General features: G+C 71.6%; 24 protein-coding genes and 1 tRNA gene. 11 read left to right on the top strand and 14 right to left on the bottom strand.

Annotation, left to right across the window (positions count from 1 at the left end; translation table 11 throughout):
• Window positions 1-55: 55 nt before the first annotated feature.
• Both ACFV2J_RS37695 and ACFV2J_RS37690 read right to left on the bottom strand, forming a co-directional pair.
• A tRNA-Met gene (locus tag ACFV2J_RS37695) sits at window positions 56-129 on the bottom strand.
• Between the two features lie 60 nt (window positions 130-189).
• The gene (locus ACFV2J_RS37690) at window positions 190-1,674 is read right to left on the bottom strand and encodes an FAD-dependent monooxygenase (protein ID WP_385094883.1); all 1,485 of its coding nucleotides are present in this window, start codon (window positions 1,672-1,674) and stop codon (window positions 190-192) included.
• A 91-nt stretch (window positions 1,675-1,765) separates the two neighbouring features.
• On the opposite strand from ACFV2J_RS37690, the gene ACFV2J_RS37685 reads away from it, so the two are divergent.
• Together ACFV2J_RS37685 and ACFV2J_RS37680 are read left to right on the top strand one after the other, a co-directional pair.
• Complete coding sequence (locus ACFV2J_RS37685; RefSeq protein ID WP_385094877.1) at window positions 1,766-2,407, top strand: TetR/AcrR family transcriptional regulator; 642 nt, start codon at window positions 1,766-1,768, stop codon at window positions 2,405-2,407.
• A 305-nt stretch (window positions 2,408-2,712) separates the two neighbouring features.
• Entirely contained in the window at window positions 2,713-4,224 is a 1,512-nt protein-coding gene (locus tag ACFV2J_RS37680; RefSeq protein ID WP_385094874.1) for an MFS transporter, read from the top strand.
• Between the two features lie 240 nt (window positions 4,225-4,464).
• Here ACFV2J_RS37680 and ACFV2J_RS37675 read toward each other — a convergent pair whose 3' ends face one another.
• Window positions 4,465-5,136 (bottom strand): endonuclease, encoded by a 672-nt coding sequence (locus ACFV2J_RS37675; RefSeq protein ID WP_385094880.1) that lies wholly within the window; start codon window positions 5,134-5,136, stop codon window positions 4,465-4,467.
• Window positions 5,137-5,403: 267 nt separating this feature from the next.
• Here ACFV2J_RS37675 and ACFV2J_RS37670 point away from each other — a divergent pair, with 267 nt between their 5' ends.
• Complete coding sequence (locus ACFV2J_RS37670; RefSeq protein ID WP_385094871.1) at window positions 5,404-6,231, top strand: aldo/keto reductase; 828 nt, start codon at window positions 5,404-5,406, stop codon at window positions 6,229-6,231.
• A gap of 102 nt (window positions 6,232-6,333) precedes the next feature.
• Here ACFV2J_RS37670 and ACFV2J_RS37665 read toward each other — a convergent pair whose 3' ends face one another.
• Together ACFV2J_RS37665 and ACFV2J_RS37660 are read right to left on the bottom strand one after the other, a co-directional pair.
• Window positions 6,334-8,007: an esterase-like activity of phytase family protein gene (locus ACFV2J_RS37665; protein ID WP_385084856.1), complete on the bottom strand. Its 1,674-nt coding sequence runs from the start codon at window positions 8,005-8,007 to the stop codon at window positions 6,334-6,336.
• A gap of 240 nt (window positions 8,008-8,247) precedes the next feature.
• Window positions 8,248-9,222: an NADP-dependent oxidoreductase gene (locus tag ACFV2J_RS37660; protein ID WP_385442964.1), complete on the bottom strand. Its 975-nt coding sequence runs from the start codon at window positions 9,220-9,222 to the stop codon at window positions 8,248-8,250.
• A 103-nt stretch (window positions 9,223-9,325) separates the two neighbouring features.
• On the opposite strand from ACFV2J_RS37660, the gene ACFV2J_RS37655 reads away from it, so the two are divergent.
• Complete coding sequence (locus ACFV2J_RS37655; RefSeq protein WP_385084852.1) at window positions 9,326-9,877, top strand: TetR/AcrR family transcriptional regulator; 552 nt, start codon at window positions 9,326-9,328, stop codon at window positions 9,875-9,877.
• A 1-nt stretch (window position 9,878) separates the two neighbouring features.
• Here the strand turns inward: ACFV2J_RS37655 and ACFV2J_RS37650 are convergent, their stop codons facing one another.
• A complete protein-coding gene (locus ACFV2J_RS37650; RefSeq protein ID WP_385084850.1) occupies window positions 9,879-10,094 on the bottom strand; it encodes a hypothetical protein in 216 nt (71 codons plus the stop codon).
• Between the two features lie 186 nt (window positions 10,095-10,280).
• Window positions 10,281-10,754, bottom strand: coding sequence for a hemerythrin domain-containing protein (locus ACFV2J_RS37645; RefSeq protein WP_385084848.1), 474 nt, complete (start codon window positions 10,752-10,754; stop codon window positions 10,281-10,283).
• A gap of 270 nt (window positions 10,755-11,024) precedes the next feature.
• On the opposite strand from ACFV2J_RS37645, the gene ACFV2J_RS37640 reads away from it, so the two are divergent.
• Window positions 11,025-11,468, top strand: coding sequence for a hypothetical protein (locus ACFV2J_RS37640; protein WP_385084847.1), 444 nt, complete (start codon window positions 11,025-11,027; stop codon window positions 11,466-11,468).
• Between the two features lie 100 nt (window positions 11,469-11,568).
• Here the strand turns inward: ACFV2J_RS37640 and ACFV2J_RS37635 are convergent, their stop codons facing one another.
• Window positions 11,569-12,438, bottom strand: a complete 870-nt coding sequence (locus ACFV2J_RS37635) for a UbiA family prenyltransferase (RefSeq protein ID WP_385084845.1) — start codon at window positions 12,436-12,438, stop codon at window positions 11,569-11,571.
• A 286-nt stretch (window positions 12,439-12,724) separates the two neighbouring features.
• On the opposite strand from ACFV2J_RS37635, the gene ACFV2J_RS37630 reads away from it, so the two are divergent.
• The 3 genes from ACFV2J_RS37630 to ACFV2J_RS37620 are packed head-to-tail and all read left to right on the top strand — an operon-like array spanning window position 12,725 to window position 15,381.
• On the top strand, window positions 12,725-13,783 hold the full coding sequence (locus ACFV2J_RS37630; protein WP_385084843.1) for a type III polyketide synthase: 1,059 nt from the start codon (window positions 12,725-12,727) through the stop codon (window positions 13,781-13,783).
• Between the two features lie 42 nt (window positions 13,784-13,825).
• Window positions 13,826-14,371 (top strand): isoprenylcysteine carboxyl methyltransferase family protein, encoded by a 546-nt coding sequence (locus ACFV2J_RS37625; RefSeq protein ID WP_385084841.1) that lies wholly within the window; start codon window positions 13,826-13,828, stop codon window positions 14,369-14,371.
• Window positions 14,368-15,381 (top strand): NAD(P)/FAD-dependent oxidoreductase, encoded by a 1,014-nt coding sequence (locus tag ACFV2J_RS37620; RefSeq protein WP_385084839.1) that lies wholly within the window; start codon window positions 14,368-14,370, stop codon window positions 15,379-15,381. The genes ACFV2J_RS37625 and ACFV2J_RS37620 overlap by 4 nt, the downstream gene beginning before the upstream one ends.
• A 104-nt stretch (window positions 15,382-15,485) precedes the next feature.
• Here ACFV2J_RS37620 and ACFV2J_RS37615 read toward each other — a convergent pair whose 3' ends face one another.
• The gene (locus ACFV2J_RS37615) at window positions 15,486-15,971 is read right to left on the bottom strand and encodes an Asp23/Gls24 family envelope stress response protein (RefSeq protein ID WP_385084837.1); all 486 of its coding nucleotides are present in this window, start codon (window positions 15,969-15,971) and stop codon (window positions 15,486-15,488) included.
• A gap of 647 nt (window positions 15,972-16,618) precedes the next feature.
• Here ACFV2J_RS37615 and ACFV2J_RS37610 point away from each other — a divergent pair.
• Entirely contained in the window at window positions 16,619-16,972 is a 354-nt protein-coding gene (locus tag ACFV2J_RS37610; protein WP_385084835.1) for a hypothetical protein, read from the top strand.
• Between the two features lie 22 nt (window positions 16,973-16,994).
• Here the strand turns inward: ACFV2J_RS37610 and ACFV2J_RS37605 are convergent, their stop codons facing one another.
• From ACFV2J_RS37605 to ACFV2J_RS37595, 3 genes are all read right to left on the bottom strand, one after another.
• A complete protein-coding gene (locus ACFV2J_RS37605; RefSeq protein ID WP_385084833.1) occupies window positions 16,995-17,252 on the bottom strand; it encodes a hypothetical protein in 258 nt (85 codons plus the stop codon).
• Between the two features lie 119 nt (window positions 17,253-17,371).
• Window positions 17,372-17,920, bottom strand: coding sequence for a type 1 glutamine amidotransferase domain-containing protein (locus ACFV2J_RS37600; RefSeq protein ID WP_385084831.1), 549 nt, complete (start codon window positions 17,918-17,920; stop codon window positions 17,372-17,374).
• A gap of 190 nt (window positions 17,921-18,110) precedes the next feature.
• Window positions 18,111-18,647 carry an SPW repeat protein gene (locus ACFV2J_RS37595; RefSeq protein ID WP_385084829.1) on the bottom strand — a complete coding sequence of 179 codons (537 nt, stop codon included), beginning with the start codon at window positions 18,645-18,647 and terminating at the stop codon, window positions 18,111-18,113.
• A 586-nt stretch (window positions 18,648-19,233) separates the two neighbouring features.
• On the opposite strand from ACFV2J_RS37595, the gene ACFV2J_RS37590 reads away from it, so the two are divergent.
• Together ACFV2J_RS37590 and ACFV2J_RS37585 are read left to right on the top strand one after the other, a co-directional pair.
• Entirely contained in the window at window positions 19,234-20,043 is an 810-nt protein-coding gene (locus ACFV2J_RS37590) for an alpha/beta fold hydrolase (RefSeq protein ID WP_385084827.1), read from the top strand.
• Window positions 20,043-21,308 (top strand): SpoIIE family protein phosphatase, encoded by a 1,266-nt coding sequence (locus tag ACFV2J_RS37585; RefSeq protein WP_385442953.1) that lies wholly within the window; start codon window positions 20,043-20,045, stop codon window positions 21,306-21,308. Before ACFV2J_RS37590 ends, ACFV2J_RS37585 begins: the two co-directional genes overlap by 1 nt.
• Window positions 21,309-21,543: 235 nt before the next feature.
• Here the strand turns inward: ACFV2J_RS37585 and ACFV2J_RS37580 are convergent, their stop codons facing one another.
• Window positions 21,544-22,689 carry an RNA polymerase sigma factor gene (locus tag ACFV2J_RS37580; RefSeq protein WP_385442950.1) on the bottom strand — a complete coding sequence of 382 codons (1,146 nt, stop codon included), beginning with the start codon at window positions 22,687-22,689 and terminating at the stop codon, window positions 21,544-21,546.
• Window positions 22,686-23,111 carry a YciI family protein gene (locus tag ACFV2J_RS37575; RefSeq protein WP_385084823.1) on the bottom strand — a complete coding sequence of 142 codons (426 nt, stop codon included), beginning with the start codon at window positions 23,109-23,111 and terminating at the stop codon, window positions 22,686-22,688. The genes ACFV2J_RS37580 and ACFV2J_RS37575 overlap by 4 nt, the downstream gene beginning before the upstream one ends.
• Window positions 23,112-23,367: the final 256 nt, after the last annotated feature.

Genomic DNA, 23,367 nt, shown 5'->3' with positions numbered 1-23,367 from the left:
CCACCCCCTCCCGGGCTCGGGCGCCCTCAGCCGCGCCCCCCCCCTCAGGTTTCAGTAGCGGGGACAGGATTTGAACCTGCGACCTCTGGGTTATGAGCCCAGCGAGCTACCGAGCTGCTCCACCCCGCGTCGTAGGGATCAGTCTACGTCAACTCCGCCGACGTCGAGACCATGATCGTTCGGGGGGGCTCAGCGCACCTCGGCAAGGTGGCCGGCGACGGCGGCGAGCAGAGTCTCGCCGTGGACGTCGGAGGTGTCCGTGGCCCAGCAGATGTAACCGTCGGGACGGATGAGCAGGGCCGCGGCGCCCGGATCGGCTGGGCAGTCGGCGCGGACGAGGTCGACCCGTGGTGGGAGACCGAGGCCGGCCGGGACGGCTCCGGCCAGATCGAGCAGGACGGCGTGCCCGGCCCCGAAGAGTGTCGACACCCGGGTGGGGCCGGCGTCGGTGACCAGGTCGGCGTCGGGCATGCGTCGGCCCGTGAGCGGATGGTCGCCCGACAGTTCGTAGCGCAGTGAGAGGCCGGACATCAGCCCCGCGATGTGGCGGTTGGCGTCCGGCAGCCTCAGCAGGTCGATGAGGATGTCACGCAGGGCGGCCACGTCCTCGCTGGGGTTCGGGTCCGCTAGGACGCGCTGCGCCGAGGTGTGGTGCAGGACCTGGGCACCGACCGGATGCCGTTCGGCGTGATAGGTGTCCAGAAGGCCGCTCGGCGCCCGGCCCTGGACGACCGCCGCCAGTTTCCAGCCGAGGTTGAACGAGTCCTGCATGCCGAGATTGAGGCCCTGGCCGCCCAGCGGAGGGTGGATGTGCGCGGCGTCGCCGGCGAACAGCACGCGGCCGGCGCGATAGTGCTCCACCTGTCGGGTGGCGTCACTGAACCGGGACGAACTGTCCACGGCGCCGAGGGTGGCCTCGGGCCCGTACACGGTCCGCAGCGCCGCGGCGATCTCCTCGTGGGTGACCGTGGAGGTGTCCGACCCGTCCGCATGCCCGAAGGTGAAGCGATACCGGTCGCCGCCGAGGGGGACCAGCATGGCCCAGTGGTCGCCCGCCCGGCGCATCAGGGTGCTCATGTGCCCGAGCCGCTGCGGCACCGACGGCGAAACGGTGGCCAGCCGGATGTCGGCCAGCACCGCCTGTTGAGTACCGGCCCTGCCCGGAAACGGCACTCCGAGCAGCTTGCGCACCGTGCTGTGGCCGCCGTCGCACGCCACCAGATGGCGGGCCCGCACCCGCAGACCGTCCGCCGTCACGAGCACCCCGTCGTCGTCGGGCTCCACCCCTGAGACGGTTGTGCCGCGCAGCACCCGCGCACCGGCCGCGACCGCCCGCTCTTCGAGCAGTTCCTCGACCTCCCACTGCGGGATGGCGATCGGGAAGGGGTGCCTGGTGTGCCAAGGGGTGCAGTCCAGCGGCACGGGCAGGGCGGCGAAGTGTCCGCCGACCGGCTCGCCCGGGGTGGCCCGCTTCAGCAACGGCTCCAACAGGCCCCGCGAGTCGAGCAGTTCAGCGGTGCGGGGCTGAATCCCGCCGCCCTTCACCTGCTCGATGCGCCGGGGCAGCTTCTCCAGCACCAACGTGCCGACCCCTGCCAGGGCCAGTTCGTACGCCAGCATCAGGCCAGTCGGGCCCGCGCCCGCGACGACGACCTCGGTCTCGCTCACCGTCAACTCCGCCACTCCCTCTCATTTCTAGTCTCGGAGCAAATGTATACCAGGTGCAGAAATAGTCCGGGGGCAGCAATCTGTTACGGTGGACTCCGTGGACGACAAGCCAGGGCTGCGGGAACGGAAGAAGCGGCGGACCCACGCCGCGATCTCCGACGCGGCGATCGCGCTGTTTCTGGAGCACGGCTTCAACCAGGTCTCGGTGGCCCAGGTGGCCGAGGCGGCCGAGGTGTCCAAGCGCACGGTCTTCGCCTACTTCCCGGCGAAGGAGGACCTCGTGGTGCACCGACTCGCCGACCACGAGACCGAGATCGCACGCGTCGTGAGGGCGCGCCCGCCCCACACCGCCCCGCTGACCGCCCTGCGCGAGCACTTCCTCCAGGGGCTGCGCGACCGGGACCCGATCACCGGGCTCAACGATCATCCCCAGGTGCGCAGGGTGCACCAGATGATCCTCGACGCGCCCTCGCTGGTCGGCCGCATGGAACGGTTCAAGAACGGCTCCGAGCGAGCACTCGCCCAGGCGCTGCGGGAAACGGCGGACACCCCCGAACTCACCGCGCGGCTGGCCGCCGTCCAGATCGTCGCGGTCCACTGGGCGCTGGCACAGGACAACGCGGATCGCCTGGCGCACGGGGAGTCGGCCGACGCGCGCCAGGCGGGCGCGGTGGCCGACGCCGAACACGCCTTCGCGCTGCTCGAGAACGGGTTGCGGCACCTGAGCGAGGACCGGTGACCCCGGACGGCCGTAGGTGAAGTGCGTTCGGACCGTGGTCCGTTGGCACCCTCTGGGAGCCCCGTGAGGCGACGGTCGCGAAGAGCGCGGGCAGTTGACGGACGGCCCTCGTCGTACACGGTCGGGCCGGGGCCCTCGCCGTTCGGCGCCGCCGAGGGGCGGGCGGCGTCGGCGAGCGGGGTCACTCCCGGTAGCCGGGCTCCACGGACGGTCCGCCCACGCGCCGGAGCGGCTCGGGTTACACACTGGGTGTGTGCTCGTACGCCACTGGGGGAGTCGCATCCCCCCAGGTGAAGGGAGCCCATGTGACATCGTCGACGTCAGCGGCCGGCGGCCGGAGGCCGGATGCTCAGGAGGCCGGGTTCGAACCGGATCCGAGGCGGTGGCGGGCCCTGTGGGTCACGCTGGTGGCCGGCTTCATGAGTCTGCTGGACGTGACGATCGTGGCCGTCGCCCTGCCCACCATCCAACGTGATCTGCACGCCTCTCCCGCGCAGGTGCAGTGGGTGGTGTCCGGATACGCCCTCACCTTCGCCCTCGCCCTGGTCACCGCCGGTCGCCTCGGTGACGCCCTGGACCGGCGCCGCATCTTCCTGCTGGCCCTCGGCGGCTTCGTTCTCTGCAGCGCGGCCTGCGGTGCGGCCCCCGACATCACGCTGCTCGTGGTGGCCCGTCTCGCCCAGGGCCTGGCGGCCGGTTTCATGGCACCCCAGAACTCCGCGCTCATCCAGCAGATGTTCCGCGGCGCCGAACGCGGTCGGGCCTTCGGCTTCTTCGGCGCGACCGTGGGCATCTCCTCCGCCGTGGGCCCCCTCACCGGCGGCGTCATCCTCGCCCTGGCATCCGGGCCCACAGGCTGGCGGTGGATCTTCTACGTCAACGTCCCCATCGGCATTCTCGCCGTCCTCCTCGGCCGTCGCCTGCTGCCCCGCGTCCGCCGTTCCGGGCGCGGGCACGTGGACGTGGTCGGCATCCTGCTCCTCGGACTCGGCGTCCTCGCGCTCATGTATCCGCTGGTCCAGGCGGACTCCGGCGGCATCGGCCGGGTGTGGTGGCTGTTCCCCGTCGGCGCCGTGCTCCTCGCCGGTTTCGTCCAGTGGCAGCGCCACCTCGTCGCCTCCGGCAACCAGCCACTGCTCGATCCGCGACTGTTCAGCACCGTACGCGGCTACGCTACCGGTGCCGGCGTGGGCACGCTCTACTTCATGGGCTTCAGCGGCGTCTGGTTGGTCTTCGCCCTCTTCTACCAGCACGGCCTCCACTTCTCACCCCTCCGGTCCGGCCTCGCCGTGACCCCGTTCGCCCTCGGCTCGGCGGTCGCGGCGGTGGTGGCCGGCCGCATGGTGGAACGGTTCGGCCGCCTGCTCACCGTGGCCGGCCTGACGGGCGTGATCGTCGGCCTCGGGACCACGGCGCTGCTGCTCCGCTTCGTCTCCCTGGACATCGCGCCCTGGGCCGCTGCCCCGGCCCTGCTCCTCGGCGGCGTCGGCAGCGGCTTCGTGGTCTCCCCGAACATCACCATGACCCTGCGGGACGTACCCGTGCGGATGGCGGGCGCCGCGGGCGGCGCCCTACAGACCGGGCAGCGGCTCGGTGCCGCGGTGGGTACGGCCGCGCTGCCCGGCCTCTTCTACCTGACGCTGAACAGGAGCGGCGACTACCGCGGCGCCCTCGTCACCGCGCTGGTCACCGCCCTCGTCGGCACGGCGGCATGCCTGGCCCTCGCCACCTTCGACTGGCGTCGCGACCGGCACCAGCGCCACCGCAAGTGCCCGGACGAGGTCGCGAACAATCCCGTGCACTGCCGGCAGAACTGAACGATCCTGGCGCGGCGGATGCTCGTCGGTCGAGCCGCCACGCTTCACCCCGACTCCCGTACGGGATTTCCCGGACGGGAACTTCCGGGCGGGGACTTCCGGACGGGTCGACCTGGCCGTGCGGCCGCGCACGGCGTCGACCGGAGCGGGGTCCGCCGGCGGGAGATCCCGCCAGAGGGGGATCCGCCGGTACCGCGTCGGCGTGTGACCCGCGTCGCCGCTCTGGGAGGCCGGTGGCCGTCAGGCTCCCCTGGCGGCGGCGAGCACCTCGTCGGCCAGAGGCCTGTCGAGGGCCGCGTGGACCAGGCCGTCGGCCAGCCGGGGCATGTCGTCGCTCCGGGCCAGGCCGCCCAGTTTCCCGGGCGAGGCCGGCAGCCCGAGGCGCCGGGCGCCGTCCAGGGCCTTGTCGTCGAAGTACGGCGCGAACTCCGGCCACACGCCCTGCACCGCACGCAGGAAGATGTCGGCCCCCGTGGGTCCGATCCCGGGGGTGTCCATCAGGGCCTTCTTCGGGTCGGGTTCCTCGCGCAGCCGGCGCAGATCGCCGCCGTAGCGGTCGAGCAGCAGTTCGGCGCCTTTGCCGAGCATCGTGGAAGTGCGCTCGTCGTAGCGCCGGTAACCGCCCTCGCCGAGTACGTCGACGCGCTGCTGCCAGGAGGCGTCCGCCATCGACTTCGGGGTGCGCATTCCGGCGCCGAACAGTGCCCTGGCCGCTGACACCGCGATGTCGGCCCTGATGCGGGCGCTGAGGAGTACGGCGAGTACGAGTGTCTGGTAGAGCGGTGCCGGCGTGTTGCGCAGCCGAATGCCCGCCCGCGCCGCGTAGGTCTGCCGCTGCCGGTCGAGCAGCGCGCGCACCACCGCTTCGTCCGTTGCGCCGGTCGGCTTCGCGGCGGCCTTCGCAACGGTCATCCTGTCGGTCTTCGTGGTCATGGGCCGGTCTCGTCTCAACGATTCGAGGTGTGTCGAAAGGCTTTCCCGAGTACGTCGTACGTGTCCCGGGTACCCGCGCTCGACCCGCCTCACGGTGCACGCGAAGGGGTCTTCGCGGACGTCGTCCCGGCGACATCCGCGCGAGGGCAAAGTCGGCCATACGTATGTTTTGCGGCGGCGGTGGAAGGCGAGCAGCGTGGACGTGAATCCCCTCGGTCCGTGAAACCAGCGACATCAGGAGTCATCGTGACAGCAGTCCCCGCCATCACTCTCAACAACGGGGTGCGGATCCCCCAGCTCGGTTTCGGCACCTTTCAGATCCCGCCGGAGGAGACCCGGGAGACGACGCTGGCCGCGCTGGAAGCCGGCTACCGGCACATCGACACGGCGGAGATGTACGGCAACGAGAAGGAGGTCGGCCAAGCGGTCCGCGACTCCGGTCTCGACCGTGCCGACGTCTTCGTGACCAGCAAGCTCGACAACGGCGCCCATGCCCACGACGACGCCCTCCAGGCGTTCGACCGGACCATGGAGGAGCTGGGGCTCGACCACCTGGATCTCTTCCTCATCCACTGGCCCCTGCCCGGCAGGGGCGACTTCGTGGAGACCTGGAAGGCCCTGGAGGAGATCTACCGCTCCGGCCGGTCCAAGGCCATCGGGGTCTCCAACTTCCAGCCCCACCACCTGCGCCGGCTTATGGAGAACAGCGACGTGGTGCCCGCGGTCAACCAGATCGAGGTCCACCCGTATCTCACCCAGGACGACGTCAGGGCGTTCGGCGCCGAATTCGACATCGCCACCGAGGCCTGGTCGCCCATCGCGCAGGGCAAGGTGCTCGACGACCCGACCATCAACCGCATCGCGGAGCGGGTGGGCAGGTCGGCCGCCCAGGTGACCCTGCGCTGGCACATCCAGCGCGGAGACATCGTCTTCCCCAAGTCGGTGACCCAGAAGCGCATCGAGGAGAATCTCGGCCTGTTCGACTTCGAGCTCGGCGAAGGCGACATGGGCGAGATCTCCGCGTTGAACCGTGACGAGCGGACCGGCCCCGACCCGGACCGTTTCAACGGCTGAGGACAGCCCCGGGCGGAGATGTCGCTCGGGCCGCCGTCGACCCCGGTGTCAGCGGACGGGCTCGCCCACCGGAGTGGACGAGCCCGTCGGCCGCGAAGTGCCTCAGCGCACGTGGACCGTCACCGTGACGGTCTTGAGGACCGCAGGCAGCTTGGTGGTGTCCACCTTCAGGATCTCGCCGGTGTCCTCCTGCCCCGTGGGCGGCAGCACCTTCTGGTGCACCGTCCACTTCCCGTCGGGGTCGACGGCGATGGTGTCGATGCCGAAGTCGTCGTCGTTGGACAGGTACAGGGTCCTGCCGGAGTTCGCGGTGGCCACACCCTCGACCTTGTCGTGGCCGAAGAACGCACCGCTGGGGTCCAACTGGCTCACCAGCATACCGACGTTGAGGTACGGCTGCTTCTGCGCGACGTGGACGCCGGCGGCGGTGAGCGAGGTCAGAGCGGCGTTGGTGCCGGCGGTCCCGACGAGGGCCTCGGGCGACTTGCCGCCGATCGTCAGGCCGCTGACGTCGGTGGCGCCGTTGATGTCGACCTCGTAGAGGGTCTTCTGGGCGAACGGCTCGAAGTTGCCGTCGCGCTCGTCCACCAGGAACCGCGTGCTGGACAGCGCGGTGATCTCGCTGTTGGCGGCACCCGTGGTCGCCGGGTTGTCCAGCAGGTACAGGTACTGCTTGGACTTGTACGTGCGCAGGTCGATCGTGACGATGCGCGTGGCCGCGACGTTGCCGGCCTTGGTGCCGCCGAGATCCGGCTGCTGCAACGCGGCCTGCATGACACCCACCAGGGTCGAGCCGTCAGGCGTGACCGTCAGGCCCTCCATGCCCTTGTTCTTCGACCGGTTGGCGAGCTCGGCCGGCAGGTACCCGAGGATCTTGTGGTACGCGTTGTCCGGGCTGTTCCTGTACGGGGTCAGCCGGCCCAACTCGTAGCCGTGCGCGTCGAAGTGAGTGATGTACGGGCCGTACTCGTCCGACACCCAGAACGTGCCGTCGGGCAGCGCCACCAGGCCCTCGGAGTCGTAACCGTACGGGTCCCTGGCCACGGGGGTGGGAGTTCCGCCGTTGGCGTTCGTGGCGGCGACGTCGTCGATCGTCTCGCTCGTGTCGTGCGGCGGACGACCGCTGTACGACACACCGCCGAGGCTCTTCGGCCCCTTCAGGGTGACCTGCTTGATGAGCCGCGCCTTGCCGTCGACGAGCTTGAACTCGCCGATCTCCGGCGTGAAGTCGAGGACCATCTCGGCCTTGTTGCCGTCCGGAGCGTCGGCGTTGGGGCCGCGGTCGGTGAGGCCGTAGAAGTGGCCCGAGCGGCCCGGCACCGGGGTGAGCGACGAGCCGAAGCCCTCACCGGAGATCCTGGTCGTGGTGCCGCCCGGACCGGCGACCTGCGTCAGCGGAGGGATCGGAGTCCCGTTCGCCTGAGCGTCCTTGAACAGCTGAACCGCGTCGGTCGCCGTGTAGGTGAAGGTGTCCGTGCCCTTGAAGCCGGACTTCGGGAGGTAGGAGAACGTGCCGTCCGCGCCGATCGACACCTTGCCGTTGGCGGGCTCGGTGTGCCGCACGACCGCGGTCGCACCGTGGTCGTTGCGCAGAACGTTGCCGGTCACCTCGTCGTGACCGGAGAAGGAGTCGGAGACCGTGCCGAAGTCGTGGGACGGGGCCGAGAGCCAGCCACCGGCCTGGGCCGCGACCGTGCCTGCGCCCACGGCTGCGACGGCGGCACCGATCGCGATGGCGATCCGGGTGGGCTTGCGGGAGAAGGGTCTTGGAGTCACACGGGAGAACCTGTCGGTCAATCATGAACACTGAGGGGGTATTTGGTGAAACCTCGCTTCAGAGAGAACCGGTTCTTCGTTATCTTTCGATCGTTTCGGGCGGGAACAGCCTGACGGCGACGGGCGGTTGCCCTCAAGGGCCCTGGACTGTCGACACTCCACATGACACGCGACACACGCCGCCGGGCATCGGGCGTCGGTCCGGGAACCGATGCCGGGGATCCGACCTGGGGACCGGAGTCAGCCGTCGGCGGCGAGCTCACCGAGCCCGGAGAGGTCGAGCACGGTCTTGCCGCGGCGCGGGCCCATCGCCGCGGCCGCGTGCGCCTCGGCCGCACGGTCGGCGGGGAAGAGGGCCTGGACCGGTACGCAGAAACTTCCCCGCTCAGCGAGGTCCGCGGCGAGCGCGAGCCCGTGGCACCCGTCCGGCTGACCGCCGTAGCGGCCGAGCGAGAGGCGTACCCCACGGCCCGGACCCGTGAAGTCCGCGAGCGTGACCACCTGTTCCGCACCGCCCGTGAGGGCGATGAGTTCATCGATCGAGCCGGCCCCGGCGACATCGAGCGCACGGTCGATGCGGGAGACGCCGAGCGCGCGGACCCGTTCGGCCAGGCCGGGTCCGTAGGCGACCGGGACCGCGCCGAGGGCAGTGAGGAAGTCGTGGCTGTCGGGGCGGCCGGTCCCGATCACGCGGGCCCCTCGTGCTGCCGCCAGTTGCACGGCGATGCTGCCGACGCCGCCCGCCGCACCGTCGATCAGCAGCGTCGTGCCTTGCCCCTCACCCGGCTCCTCACCCACGCCGAGCAGGTCCAGCGCCCGGGTCGCCGTCTCGACGCCCGTCGCCGCGGCGCCCGCCTGCTCCCAGGACAGCGCGGCCGGCCTCGCCGCCCAGAACGCCAGCACGGCGAACTCCGCGCTGGCCCCGCCCAGTCGGGCGACGTCGACCGCGCCGAACACCTCGTCGCCGACCGCGAAGCCCTCGACACCCGCGCCGACTTCGTCGATCACCCCGGCCGCGTCCACTCCGGGGATGTGCGGCAGGCCGAGCCCCTCACGAGAGGGCGAGTCGCCGGCCCGCAGGGCGAGGTCGACCGGCGACACCCCGCTGGTCCGGACCGCGATGCGTACCTCGCCGGGACCCGCGTGCGGCTCGGGTGCGCGGCCGACGCCGAGCACCTCCGGGGGACCGAACCGGCCGAACTGTACCGCGCGCATGATCACCTCTCCGGCCCGGACCGCCCGGGCGCCGCCCCAAGGTAGACATGGATGTGGAGCAGGTGTTCCGGATCAGTTCGAAGTGAGAGGTGCGGGAGCCACGGTGACTCGGAAAACGCGGGTGGACGCGGAGCACAACCGCCGGCACATCGTCGCGGTCGCGCGCGCCGCGTTCGCCGACGAAGGACTCGACCTGCCCATGCGGGAGATCGCCCGCCGCTCCGGTCTCGGCGTCGCCACGGTCCACCGGCACTTCCCGACCCGCGCCGACCTGGTCGCGGCGGCACTCGCCGAGCACGTGGCGGCGTGCCGTGCGGACATGCGGGCCGCCCTCGACGAGCCGGATCCCTGGCACGCGCTCAGCGGCACGGTCCGCGCCTTCGCGGAGCACCGGCTGCGGGACCGCGGGCTGAACGAGGCCCTTTTCGGGTCCCACCCGGCGGCGGCCGCCTTCGCCGCCGACCGCAGAGAGCAGGCGCGAGCGCTGCGACAGCTCGTCGACCGCGCCCGCGCCGCCGGTGCCGTCCGCGCCGACGTGTCCGTGGACGACGTACGCGTCTGCCTCGCCGCCATCGCCTCCTTCCGACCCACCCGCCCCGCCACCGCACTCCACCGCCTCGTGGACCTCCTCCTGACCGGCCTCCGGCAGACGTAGGTCAGTGCTCCCACACGTCAGGGCCGCCACCCCGCCACTCGATGAAGCCGCACGTCACGACCACCTGCTGGTCCGCGTCCGCCAGACCCGCCCGCCGCAGGAAGTCCGCGACGTCCAGCAGTCCGTACGCCATACCGAGGAACTGCTCGCCCACGCGGACCCGGCGGCCGCCGTCCTCTGCGGGTGGGTACACGATCACGGTCTGAGGTGAGGCCATGCCTCCCAGCCTGTGGCGAGCGGGCCCGGGGCGCACGCCGGGCTGCTCCTCCACCGGCACGGGAGGCACCGGCGGTTCTCTCCCGATATCCACCGTGAGCACCGCCCGCGCGGCAGACCGTGCGAAGCGGCCGGCACCGGTCGACACCGCCCGCCCGTCCATGGGAAGTGCGGGCGGGACGGGGGGCTACTGGTCCGCGCTGGGTACGGCCAGGGGGTCACCCGGGGCCTTCTTCTTCGCCTTCTCCATCTGGTCGCCGAGTTCGGTGAGGCGGTTTCGGCCCATGGCCTTGCGGACCTCAGGAAACCACTCCTTCTCCTCTTCCTCGACGTGGTGGCGGACGTTCTCCATGAGCACGCTCATCTTGGCGTCGAACCGCTCGTCGCTCGCGTCGAGGTCCTTCAGCTCCGAGAGCATCCACAGCACGACGTGGTGCTCCTCGACGCTTTCCAGGACGTGATCCTTGGTGTCGGGGGCTGCCTCACGGGCGGCCGGGTAGAAGATCTCCTCCTCGATCCAGGTGTGCGTGGTGAGTTCCTCGATCACCTGGTCGGCGATCTTCCGCTTCTCGACGTGGGCGTCGGCGCCGGCCTTCTCGAACTGTTTGAACAGCTTCTCCACCGTCTTGTGGTCATCCTTGAGCAGCACGATCCCGTCCACGGGGTTCCCTTCGTATGGCCTCGTATCGAGTCACCGGGTGGGCCGCCGTCCACCCTGACGCCGTGTACCCGGACCAGGGGTGGAGACACCGTTCGCCAGAGGGTTATGGCCCGGAAAGGCGACCGGCCTACGCCGAACGCTGACCACCCGTGGCTGCGCCCGCGCGGTGGGCTGAAGACGTGTCGCCTGTCCCCGCGTCCGGTGGAAGTGTCGTGGGCCGCATGGTGCAATCGACCGCTTGGAAGGTGACCTTCCGGGCAGGGAGACACCATGGACGGCGAACGAGAGACGGATGCGGCGCAGCAGTTGCCCGACAGTGTCGACGACAAGACGGTGCTTGCGCTGGGCGCGCTCTCGAAGGCGCTGGAGACCACGGAGCGGGCCCGTGGCCACCTCTACGGTTTTCACCAGCTGACCGGGACCGCCGATTTCGAACTCAGTGACGCCGTCCGGCTCCTGCGCGAGGCGGGTCATGACGAACAGGCCGCACGGGTCGAGCGTGACATCGTGGGCCGCGACGTCATCCCGGGCCACTGGACGTTCCAGATCATCGAGGCCTACAACACCACCTACTACCGGCCCTTCGCCGCGACGGAAAACGACATCGTGGGCGAACTGGCCGCCGGACGCGACCACCTCCACGAGGCCCGCCTCAAGGGGGCTCGCCGCACCCACCACCACCCCGGCCACACCGCCACGCCCCCCACCTCTTGAAACGACCCTGGAGCCGGCCTTGGCGGACGGGTCTGGAGCAGGTGTTCGAGCGGGTGGCTGTGGTGGCGTCGGTGCGTAGCCGGGCGACGTGGCCGACCGGTCACGCGATCCCGGTGCCGCGCAGCAACAGCAACGCCACGTCCACCACCGCCACAGCCACCGCGGCCGCGAACGCCGCCCGCTCCCGAAGGCGTCCCAGCGCCGTCCCGGCCACCGCGGCCAGGCCCGCCACCGCGAGAGCCGCCACCCCCCACCTGCCGGAGGGTCCGGCGGGTCCCAGGGCCAGGACCGCGGTCGCGGTCACCAGTGGCACCGGCAGCAGCAGACGCGCGCCGTCCGGACCCAGCCGCTGCGGCCACCCCCGTACACCCGTCGCCAGGTCTCCGCGGATGTCCGGCAGCACATCGCCGAGATGTGCTCCGATGCCCAGGAACGCCCCGGCGGTGAGGAGCCACCAGGGTGGCCAGGGCTGCCCCGGCAGCCCCAGCGTCACGAACGCGGGGAGCGAGGCGAACCCCACCGCGTACGGTGCCCAGGACCACACCGTCGCCTTGAGCCGCAGGTCGTACGCCCAGCCCGCCGCAACTCCGGCCAGGTGCGCGACGCCCGCCCGCAGGCCACAGCCGAACGACAACGGCACGCACAGCGCCAGCACCGCATACGCGGCCACCCACACCCACGTCACGTCCACCGTGCCGTCGACGACGGGTTTGCCCAGACGCCCTGTGGCGATGTCCCGGCGGGCGTCGAACGCGTCGTTGCACCAGCCGACGGACAACTGCCCGGTCATCACCGCGGCGGTGGTCAGGGCACAGCGAGCGGCACTCTGGCCCGCGGTCAGGGCCAGGGTGGCCACCAGGACGGTGACCGCCACCACGGGGCCGGGGTGGCATGCTCCGGCCAGGCCACCCACTCGGACGGTCCAACTCGCGGTCGTGCGGCGGGCCGTCGGTTCCTCGTAAGTGCCCATCCCCCCGATCGTAGGCGTCCCCGACGCTTTGCTCCGGCGTCCCGGTCGTGTCCGTGAACCGGGCCCGAGCACCTCCTGGCGACGGAGTGGCGCCGCCTGGCACAGGACTCCCGGAGGAACCCCGAGGTGATCCGCGGGCGCATCCCGGACGGCCGGACCGTCGTCCCGTCCGGCTTCCGCGCGCCCAGGGACGGACCGCCGGACGGGCGATCCCTGGTGGCGAAGCACCGGTGTGGGGAACAGCTGAGGAGCAGACCACCCCAGTCGGCAACCGGACGGGAAGCAGATGACGCGGATCGCCGCCGTTCACGGTGCCCTGGCGCCGCACCGTCGCACCCAGTCCGAGATCACCGACATGGTGGCCCGCGTCTGTCTGCCCGCGGGTACCGACCGCCGGGTCCTGGACCGGCTCCACCGCAGCGCGAAGGTCCGCTCGCGGCACATGACGTTGCCGCTCGAACGGTACGGGGATCTCGACGGATTCGGCGCCGCGAACGACGTGTTCATCGCCGCCGCCACCGACCTGGGCACCAAGACCGTCCGGGACGCGCTGCACACGGCCGGCCTGTCCGCGGCCGATGTCGACCTGCTGCTCTTCACCTCCGTCACCGGTATCGCCGCGCCCTCGATCGACGCGCGGCTGGCCGGCCGCCTCGGACTGCGCCCGGACGTCAAGCGGCTGCCCCTGTTCGGTCTGGGCTGCGCCGGCGGCGCGGCGGGCCTGGCCCGTATGCACGACCATCTGCTGGGCCGGCCCGACGACGTGGCCGTCCTGCTGTCGGTCGAACTGTGCTCGCTCACCTTCCAGCGCGACGACGCCTCCATGGCCAACCTGGTCGCCACCGGGCTGTTCGGCGACGGCGCCGCCGCCGTCGTCGCCCACGGCGCGAACCACCCGGCCCGGACCGCCGGCCCCACGATCGTGGACACACGCAGCCACCTGTATCCGGACACCGGGCGCGTCATGGGGTGGGACATCAGGGACTCCGGCTTCCGGGTGGTCCTCGACCCGCGGATCCCCGACGTGGTCCGCCGGTATCTCGCCGACGACGTCGAGGGATTCCTCGGCGACCACGGCCTCAAGCAGAAGGACGTCACCGCCTGGGTGTGCCACCCCGGCGGGCCCAAGGTCCTGGAGGCCGTCACCGAGACCCTCGGTCTTCCCGACGACGCACTCGACGTGACCTGGCGTCATCTCGCGGACGTGGGCAACCTGTCCTCGTCCTCGGTCCTCCACGTACTGCGCGACACCCTGGCCGAACGCCGCCCGCCGCCGGGCACGGCAGGGGTGCTGCTGGCGATGGGGCCCGGCTTCGCCTGCGAACTCGTCCTGTTGCGCTGGTAGGCCCGATCCGTCGAACCCGAAGTGCAGGAGGGCACGGGACCCATGATCTGGTACGGACTCCTGGTGACCGCGGTCGCCGCCGAGCGTGTCGCCGAGCTCGTCGTCGCCCGCCGCAACGAGCGCTGGAGCACCGCCCGCGGCGCGATCGTGGCCGGGCAGGGCCACTATCCGGCGATGGTCGCCCTCCACATCGGCCTGCTGGCCGGATGTCTGACCGAAGCGCGGCTGGCCGAGCGGCCGTTCCTGCCCGCTCTGGCCTGGCCGATGCTGGCCGTGCTGGTGGCCGCCCAGGGGCTGCGGTGGTGGTGCATCACCACCCTGGGCCCCCGGTGGAACACCCGGGTGATCGTCGTCCCCGGCCTGCCCCTGGTGACGAGCGGGCCCTACCGCTGGCGCCGGCTGCGGCATCCGAACTACGTGGCCGTCGTCGCCGAGGGCGTGGCGCTGCCCTTGGTGCACACCGCCTGGATCACCGCGGTCGCGTTCACCGTCCTCGACGCCGCCGTGCTCACCGTGCGCATCCGCTGCGAGAACCGGGCGCTGGCCACCGCGACACCACCGCCCTCGGCCATGGCCGCGTCGGCGTGATCGATGTACTGGTGGGCGGTGGCGGGCCGGCCGGTCTGGCGGCCGCCATCCACGCCGCGCTCGCCGGCCTGGAGACCGTCGTGGTCGAACCACGGACCGCACCCGTGGACAAGGCCTGCGGCGAGGGCGTCATGCCGGGCGGTGTCGCCGCGCTGCGCGCCCTGGGTGTCGAGGTCACCGGCCGCGAACTGCGCGGTATCCGCTACCTGGACGGCGCCGCCCGGGCCGAAGCGACCTTTCGCGGCCCCGGCGGCCTGGGGATCCGCCGTACCGTGCTGCACTCCGCACTGCACCGGCGCGCCCTCGCCCTCGGCGTACGCATGGTCCCCGGCAAGGTCGGCGAGGTCCACCAGAGTGCGGAGACGGTCACCGCCGCAGGGCTGACGGCTCGTTGGCTGATCGCCGCCGACGGCCTGCACTCCCCGGTGCGCCGGAGGCTCGGCCTGGAACTGCCGGGCCGTCCCCACGGGCGGTACGGGCTGCGCCGGCACTACCGCGCCGAGCCGTGGACGGACTTCGTGGAGGTCCACTGGTCGCGGCACGGCGAGGCCTATGTGACACCCGTCGGGGACGATCTGGTGGGCGTCGCCGTCCTCAGCCACGGCCGTCGCGGCTTCGACGATCACCTGGCCGGCTTCCCCGCCCTCACCGCGTCGCTGCGTGGCCCGGCCGCGACGGAGGTACGCGGCGCCGGACCGTTCTTGCAGCGGGTGCGGTCCAGAGTCGCCGGGCGTGTCCTGCTCGTCGGCGACGCCGCGGGTTACCTGGACGCTGTCACCGGTGAGGGCATCGCCCTCGCGCTGGCTTCGGCCGGGGCCGCCGTGCACTGCCTGGCCGCGGGACGGCCGGCCGCGTACGAGCGCGCCTGGCTTCGGCTGACCCGACGTCACCGGCTGCTGACCGGAGCCCTGCTGGCGACCAGCCGCCGCCCCGGCACGGCCCGCCTCGTCGTCCCGGCGGCGTCCCGGATGCCCCTGCTGTTCTCGGCCGCGGTCCACGCGCTGCAATAGGGGCCGGCTCCCGCACCGCGACCTGGCCGTTCCCGTCCCTGCCGGTCGTGACGCAGGGGACACAGGGGCCGCAGGTGTCGCGGGTGGCGTCGGCCGGTTTCCGGCTACCGCAGCGGCGACGGCTCTTCCTCCTCGTCCTCCTCATCGGGAAGTTTGACGTCGCTGACCGCGATGTTGACCTCGACGGCCTCCAAGCCCGTCATCCATTCGACGGCGGAGATCACGCCCTCCCGCACGGCGCCCGCGACGTCCGTGATGGAGACGCCGTAGTCGACCACGATCTCCAGATCGATGGCCGTCTGGGTCTCGCCCACCTCGGCCTTGACCCCACGGGTGACGGACGTGGTGGTCCCGGGCATCCGTTCCCGCGCGGCGCCGAAGGCCCGGGCGATTCCGCCGCCCAGGGCATGGACGCCGATCACTTCGCGGGCTGCCGTTCCGGCGATCTTCGCGACCACCCCTTCGGCGATGGTGGTCCGGCCCTGGGCGCCGCGGTCGGCTCCGCGCGTCGCGTGGACGTCCTCACGGGCACTGGTGGCGTTGCCCGTGAATATGCCACGGGAGGCATCGGGCTCTCCGGTACCGGTCATAGCGGGTCGTCCCTTTCCGAGAGAGGAACCTGCCATCCGAATGTCCACATTAAGCCGGTTTCGCCGCGGGCGCCGCCACGGTCGAGGGTGGTGCGCTCGCGGGCGGGGCCAGGCTGCTTCTGGAGTGGTACTTCGTCTTGGGGCCGATGCCGATGACGTGCAGTGCCCGGACCCTGGAGGTTCGTCACGCAGAGTCCGGAGTGCGGGGGCGGCCCCTGAGGCGGGCCTGGCCGGGGCGGGACCCGACCGGTCCCGTGGCGTGGTCACCGACGAGCCGGCGAGGGGCTCCGCTCAGGGTGCCGGCCGCCGAGGGACGCCGTGCCGGCGGCCGTGGGACGCCGGGAGGGTTCAGTGCGGGCTTGAGGGCCGGGCGGTGCGAGCGGAGTTCGGCCGGCAGGCGTGCGGTGTCCGTGAGCAGGGTGCCTGGCAGCGTGGGCGCCTTCCGAGGGGCCGCTGGCCCGGACAGGAAGAAGGACGTGGAGGGAACGTGAGGTGCGTCTTCCCCGATCGCGCGAGCCGGACATGTCGACGCGCCCCTGAAACGGCGTCCCCGGCCGTCCGTCCGGCGCTCCGCGCGCCCCGGGCGCTCCGGCGGGGGACGCTGGTAGGGACGACGGCGACTCTCAGCAGGAAGGAGTGTGGCTTCGATGGTCACTGTGTCTCTCACCGGAGCGTCCAAGGAGGACGCGACCACCGTCTTCGACGTTCTGCGGACGGCGTTTCCCGCCGAGCGGGCCGCCGCCGACATCCTTCAGGAGCAGGAGGCCGGCCACCCTGTCGTGTGGACCGCGGAGTTCGAACCGACGCGGGAGCACCCGAGCACACCCGCGGCGCCGACCCCGCTGGAGGGTTCGCTCACCGCCACGCTGCAGGGCGGGTACGTCGCCGTGGACCGGCTCTGTGAAGCCCTCGGTGCCGCGTTCGCCGTGCACGAGGAGGGCACGGCGTCGGGTGACCAGGAGAAGGAGGTCGATCTGCGGCTGGGGACGAAGGGGCGATGAGGCGGTTGGCCGACGGCACCGGTCAGGGGGCGACCCTGGCGTTCAGCCCGTAGTCCAGTTCCGAACCGTCCACCAGCACCGCCTCGACCGTACGCGTACGAGGGTCGATGTCGGCCACGATCCCGTCCCCGGCGTAGCGGGGATAGCCCGTGGCGCCCGTCTCGCCCGTCGCCTCGACCACCGCCGAGCGCACGGCCGAGTCCTCCACCGAGGCACCGTCCCTGTTCTCGACGTGCTGGGGGACCAACAGAACATGGAAGCGCTGCGGCTGCGTAGTCATGTTCCGGTATTTAATCGCCTGATCCGTGCACCATGGACAAGGCGCACGACGGCGTCGTGCAAATGGGTGCGCGTTCCCCGGGCGGGCGCGTCAGGGCCGCGGCCGAGGGGATTCGCAGGTCACGACGACTTCGGTGACGCCTTCGCGAACTCCGCCAGGAACGCCTCACGGAACGCCTGGAGGTCGTCCGGCTTGCGGCTGGTGATCAGGGCATTCGGGCCCTGGTCGACGCGCACCGGCTCATCCACCCAGCTGCCGCCCGCGTTGCGGATGTCCGTCCGCAGGCTCGGCCACGAAGTGAGCACACGGCCCGAGACGACGCCCGCTTCGACCAGTGTCCATGCCGCATGACAGATCGCGGCCACGGGCCTGCCCTGGTCGAAGAAGTCGCGTACGAAGGAGATCGCCCCTTCGTCGAGGCGCAGCGCGTCCGGGTTGGCCACGCCGCCGGGCAGCACGAGGCCGTCGAAGGACTCGGCCGAGACGTCCCCGACGACCTGGTCGACAGGGAAGGTGTCCGCCTTGTCCAGGTGGTTGAAGGCTTGGACCAGGCCGGGCTTCGTCGACACGAGAACGGGTTCACCGCCCGCCTCGACCACCGCGTCCCAGGGCTCGGTGAGTTCGATCTGCTCGACGCCCTCCGGCGCCGTCAAGAATGCGATGCGCATCAATGCTCAGTCCTTTCGCGACCTGCCCCGGGTGGCACTCAGGAACTTGTGTCGCTCCGTCGGTCGGCGCGGACGAGTCCCGAACTGCCCGCCGACGCGGCGTCGTTGGCCTGCCGGGCGGCATTCGGGGCCGCCAGGAGAGGCGGAGGGCGTGCCCTCTTCCTGGCGGCGTCTTGGGAGACCGGATGAGTCAGCGGTCGTCGCGTCCCTGGGGCATGGTGCGGCGGTCGTTACGGATGCCGGTGCCCGTGCCCGTGCCGGCGTTGGTGCCGGTGCTGACGCTGCCGCGGCGGTGCGTGTCCTTGCGGCCGCCGTGGGCCGCCATGGCGGCGGCGATGGCGAGGACCGTGGCCACGGCGCCGGTGATGAGGTTGCTGGTGATGGAGCGCGTGTGAGCGACGTCGCCCGCGACGACCCAGGGGGCGACGCAGGTCCAGATGCCGATGACGGCGGCGGCCCAGGCCATGGAGTGGGTCCGCTCGAACGAATTGCCGAGGCCGCCCAGGAGCAGCATGTAGGCGATGCCTGCGATGAGGTTGGTGATGGCGAGCTGGGTGGCGCCCATGAAGCCGCATATCCAGGGGGACGCGGCGAGGTACAGGCCCGTGATGAGGGCGAGGGCCTCGATCATCTGGGCACGCGGTGTGGTGACGGCGCGGTCGTGTTGGGCGCGCAGCTCCAGCAGGTCGGGGTGCTCTTCGATGGGTGCGTGATGGGTTGACGTCATGATGGCCTCCGAGGGAGAGGTGTTTACCGTCCATCTACCCATAAGCTCCGCATAAATACTTATATCCGACATTCTGATCGAGTTGTGTCCGTCGATCCGTGCCGGACGGGACAGATGGAGCCGCAGGCGCACCCCGCGTGCCCCGCCTCGCTGGATGTACCTGGCCCGGCGCGCATGCCGGGTCGCCGAGTCCAGTCTTCCAGCAGGGCAGCGGCCTCGCATGTCGCCGCTGGCCCGTGCCCGGAGACCCCACGAGGGACGGTCACGACGGCGCTGCCGGTTTCGGACCGGCTGACGCGGTGAGCGCGTGCGGCCGTGCGATCGCACGGGCATGGGTAGGCCTCGCGGTCGGTGCTCGGACGCCTGGGCCGGAGCGGTTCCCCGGCCGGGCCGAGGCCGTGCGCCATCCGCGCCTCATCGGCCGAACCGGACAGGGTCGCCACCGTCTTCTGCGGTCGGTGGACGGCCCCCTGGCCAACTGCCCGTCCGCGCGCGGATCCCAGGGCGTTTATCCCGCTCAGCGGGAGAACAGCGAGCGCCTGCATCAGAGCCGGAGGGCGCGGGCCGGTCTGCGAGGATGTCTTCCATGGACGTGCGGAGCAGGAACCATGTGACGGTGACCGGCCGCCCCGATGCCCCGGTCGTGGTGCTCGCGCACGGATTCGGATGTGACCAGAACATGTGGCGGCTCGTGGTGCCGCTGCTGGCGCCCGATTTCACCGTGGTGCTCTTCGATCATGTGGGAGCGGGGCGCTCGGACCTGTCCTCGTGGAGCGAGCGGCGCTACTCGACGATGAGCGGCTACGCCGAGGACGTACTGGAGATCTGCCGTGATCTGGCGCTCGGGCCCGTGACGTTCGTGGGCCACTCCGTGAGCGCCATGATGGGGGTGCTGGCCGCGGCGCGGGAGCCGGACGCGTTCGCCGGCCTCGTGCTCCTCGCCCCGTCCCCGTGTTTCATCGACGACCAGGCCTCCGGCTACCGGGGCGGATTCAGCGCCCAGGACATCGATGAGCTGCTCGAGTCGCTGGACGCGAACTATCTGGGCTGGTCGGGCGCGATGGCCCCGGTGATCGCGGGCAACCCCGAGCGTCCTGAGCTGGGTGAGGAGCTGACCAACAGCTTCTGCCGCACCGATCCGGACATCGCCCGTGTCTTCGCCCGGGTGACGTTCCTCTCCGACAACCGGGAGGACCTCGCGCGGGTAGGGGTCCCGACCCTGGTCGCGCAGTGCTCCAGCGACGCGATCGCGCCGCCGGAGGTGGGTGCCTTCGTGCAGTCGCGGATCGTGGGCAGCCGCCTGGTCACGCTGAACGCCACCGGGCACTGCCCGCAGCTGGCCGCCCCGGAGGAGACCGCTGCCGCCATCGCGGCCTTCGCCGGAGCCACCCGGTGATGAGCCCGCCGGAGGGCGACGAGCGGAGCGGTAGCCCGATCCCGGAGGGCCCGCCGGACGACGAGCATGCGATGTTCTCGGCGCTGCTGGAGGACAGCGTGGAGGATCTGTACGAACACGCGCCGTGCGGCTACCTCTCCACCACCCTGGACGGCCTCATCGCGAAGATCAACACCACTTTGCTGGAATGGCTCGGCTACACGAGCGGCGACCTGGTGGGCCGCAGGAAGTTCTCCGACCTGCTCACCGTCGGTGGCCGCCTCTACCACGAGACCCACTTCGCTCCACTGCTGCGCATGCAGGGCGAGATCAGCGGCGTCGCCCTCGAACTCAGAGCCGCCGACGGCAGCCGCCTGCCGGTCCTGGTGACCTCCGGCATCCGTACGGGCGCCGGAGGGGAGCCACTTCTGATCCGCACCACCGTCTTCGACGCCCGCGACCGCCGTGCGTACGAGACCGAGCTCCTGCGCGCCCGCCAGGAATCGGACCGGGAACGCGAGCGCCTCAAGCGTCTCAACGCCACCCTGCAGAAGACGCTCCTGCCACCCAACCTGGTCAACGTGCCCGGCCTCGACGTCGCCGCGCACTACCACGTCGCCTCCGCCGACGAGGTGGGCGGCGACTTCTACGACCTGTTCCCCCTTTCCTCCGGCACCTGGGGGTTCTTCCTGGGCGACGTCTGCGGCAAGGGCGCGGCGGCCGCGGCCGTCACCTCCCTCGCCCGCTACACGCTCCGGGCAGCCGCTGTGTACGACCCCGACCCCGCTGCCGTGCTCGCCAACCTCAACACCGTGCTGAACCACGAGTATCACGGCGAGGACCCGCGCTTCTGCACCGTCATCTTCGGCCTGCTCACCCCCGACGGCGACAAGAGGGGCTTCAGGGTCAGCCTGGCGAGCGGGGGCCACCCTCCGGCGCTGCTGCTGCGCGCGGACGGCCGGGCCGACTATCTGCCCACGCCCGGCGGCCAGTTGATCGGCGTGCTGTCCGACGCCCACATCAGCACCACCACGGTCCGCCTCGATCCCGGCGACACGCTGCTCCTGTACACGGACGGCCTCACCGAAGCCCACTCCGTGAGCGCCGGCCGCCGCTACGGCGACGAAGCCCTCCTGGAGTTCACCCGCAAGCTGGCACCCACCACGGCCCATGACGCCGTGGCCGCGATCCGGGACCTGCTCGACACCTTCGGTACCGGTGTGGACGACGACACGGCCGTACTGGCCCTCAACGTGCCCCGATCCAGCGGTGAAGAGCAGAAGTGACCCAGGAACCATCCGTTCGCAGCCGTGACTTGGCTGCCCGCGTCTCGTGGAACCCGCCGGTCATCTGAACTCCGCCCGGAACCAAGGCGACCGCGTGCCCGTCCGCCCACCCGCCGGTCGCGAACCGCCGTTCCGCAACCGGCAGGAGCACGTCCTCGGCCGCACGCCGCCTCGAACCTGGTCCACTTCCCCTCGCAGCGGGCAGCCTGTCGCGGGCGATCGCGAACGTGAGCCGTCAGCGGCCCCGGTGGGCGTTGAGCCGTGCGGCCTGGCGCGTCAGGTGGTCGCGTTCGGCGAGGTCGGACGCTTTGCGGGCCGCCTCTGCGTACAGCCGTGCCGCGGTGGCCAGGTCGCCGTCGCGTTCGTGGAGGTAGGCCGCGACCGCGGTGTGGCGGGGCAGTGACCCGTCCAGTGCCGCCAGCGCCGCCAGGCCCGCGCGCGGTCCGTCCGCCTCGCCGACGGCCACCGCCCGGTTGAGCCGGACGACCGGGCTGTCGGTCAGGCGCGCGAGTTCGTCGTACCACTCGACGATCTGCACCCAGTCGGTCTCCTCGGCCGCCCGCGCGTCCGCGTGGAGTGCCGCGATGGCCGCCTGGGCCTGGAACTCGCCCAGCCGGTCACGCGCGAGGGCCGCCTGGAGGATCGCGACGCCCTCGGCGATCGACCGGGTGTCCCACCGGCCGCGGTCCTGCTCGGCGAGCGGCACCAGGCTGCCGTCGGGCGCGGTCCGAGCGGCACTCCGGGCATGGTGCAGCAGCATGAGCGCCAGCAGCCCCGCCACCTCGGGGTGATCGATCGCGGCCGCGAGCTGACGCGTGAGCCGGATGGCCTCGGCGGCGAGGTCGACGTCGCCGGAGTAGCCCTCGTTGAAGACCAGGTAGAGGACACGCAGCACGGTGGCGACGTCGCCTGGCTGGTCGAACCGTACGCCGGAGACCGTGCGCTTGGCCCGGCTGATGCGCTGCGCCATGGTCGCCTCGGGCACCAGGTAGGCCCGCGCGATCTGGCGGGTGGTCAGGCCGCCCACGGCGCGCAGCGTGAGCGCGACCGCGGACGACGGCGTCAGCGACGGGTGGGCGCACAGGAAGTAGAGCTGGAGCGTGTCGTCCACCGTGGGAGCCGGCCCCGGCGCCGGATCCTCGTCGACGGTCTCCTCACGCCGGCGGCGGGCGGCGTCCGCCCGGGCCGCGTCGAGGAACCGGCGCCAGGCCACGGTGACCAGCCACCCCTTCGGGTCCCGCGGCGGGGTGGCCGGCCAGACCCGGACCGCCTCGACCAGCGCGTCCTGCACGGCGTCCTCGGCCGCCGCGAAGTTGGCACCACGGCGGACGAGGATCCCGAGCACACTCGGGGTGAGACGCCGCAGCAGGACCTCGTTCACTTGAAAGAGCACTCCGAGTCCGGGATGGTCGGCGACAGGCCGTAGAACGGGCGCAGCTCGAGCCACTCGTGGATCGGCTTTCCGCCCGCCCCCGGAGCGGCCGACAGCTCCCCGGCCAGTTCGACGGCGCGCTCGTAGGTGTCGACGTCGATCACCATCCAGCCGGCGATGAGGTCCTTGGTCTCGGCGAAGGGACCGTCGGTGACCGGCGGCCGCCCCTCCCCGTCGTACCGGACGAAGGTTCCCTCGGGGGCGAGCGCCTGGCTGTCGACGAACTCGCCGGTCTTCTCGAGACGGTCCGCGAATTCGCGCATGTACTGCACGTGCGCCGAGATCTCCTCCGGCGTCCACTGGTCCATGGGCACGTCGTTGGCCGGGGCCGGGGCGCCGCGGTAGTGCTTGAGCAGCAGGTACTTGGCCATCGTGGTTCTCCTCCGTGCTGATGCGACCCATTGTGGTCGCGTTCGATACTGGGACGGAGCCCGCCACGGATTCTCGACATCGTCGGGGCCGGCCGGGAAGGATTTCTTCTTGAGGAGACCGGGCCCGGTCCGTACGGCCGACCGCGGGCCCGGCCGGGGGGGGGCGCGCGCCCCCCCCCGCCCCCACCCCCCCACCCCCCCCGCGCGCCCCCCCCCCCCCCCGCGGGGGAGGGGCGGGCCGGGCGCGCCACCCCCG

Origin of the sequence: Streptomyces sp. NPDC059668 (assembly GCF_042734135.1) — a bacterium.
Taxonomy (GTDB): domain Bacteria; phylum Actinomycetota; class Actinomycetes; order Streptomycetales; family Streptomycetaceae; genus Streptomyces.
The sequence above is the reverse complement of the archived record's forward strand: the minus strand, read 5'-3'. Positions and strand labels throughout refer to the sequence as shown.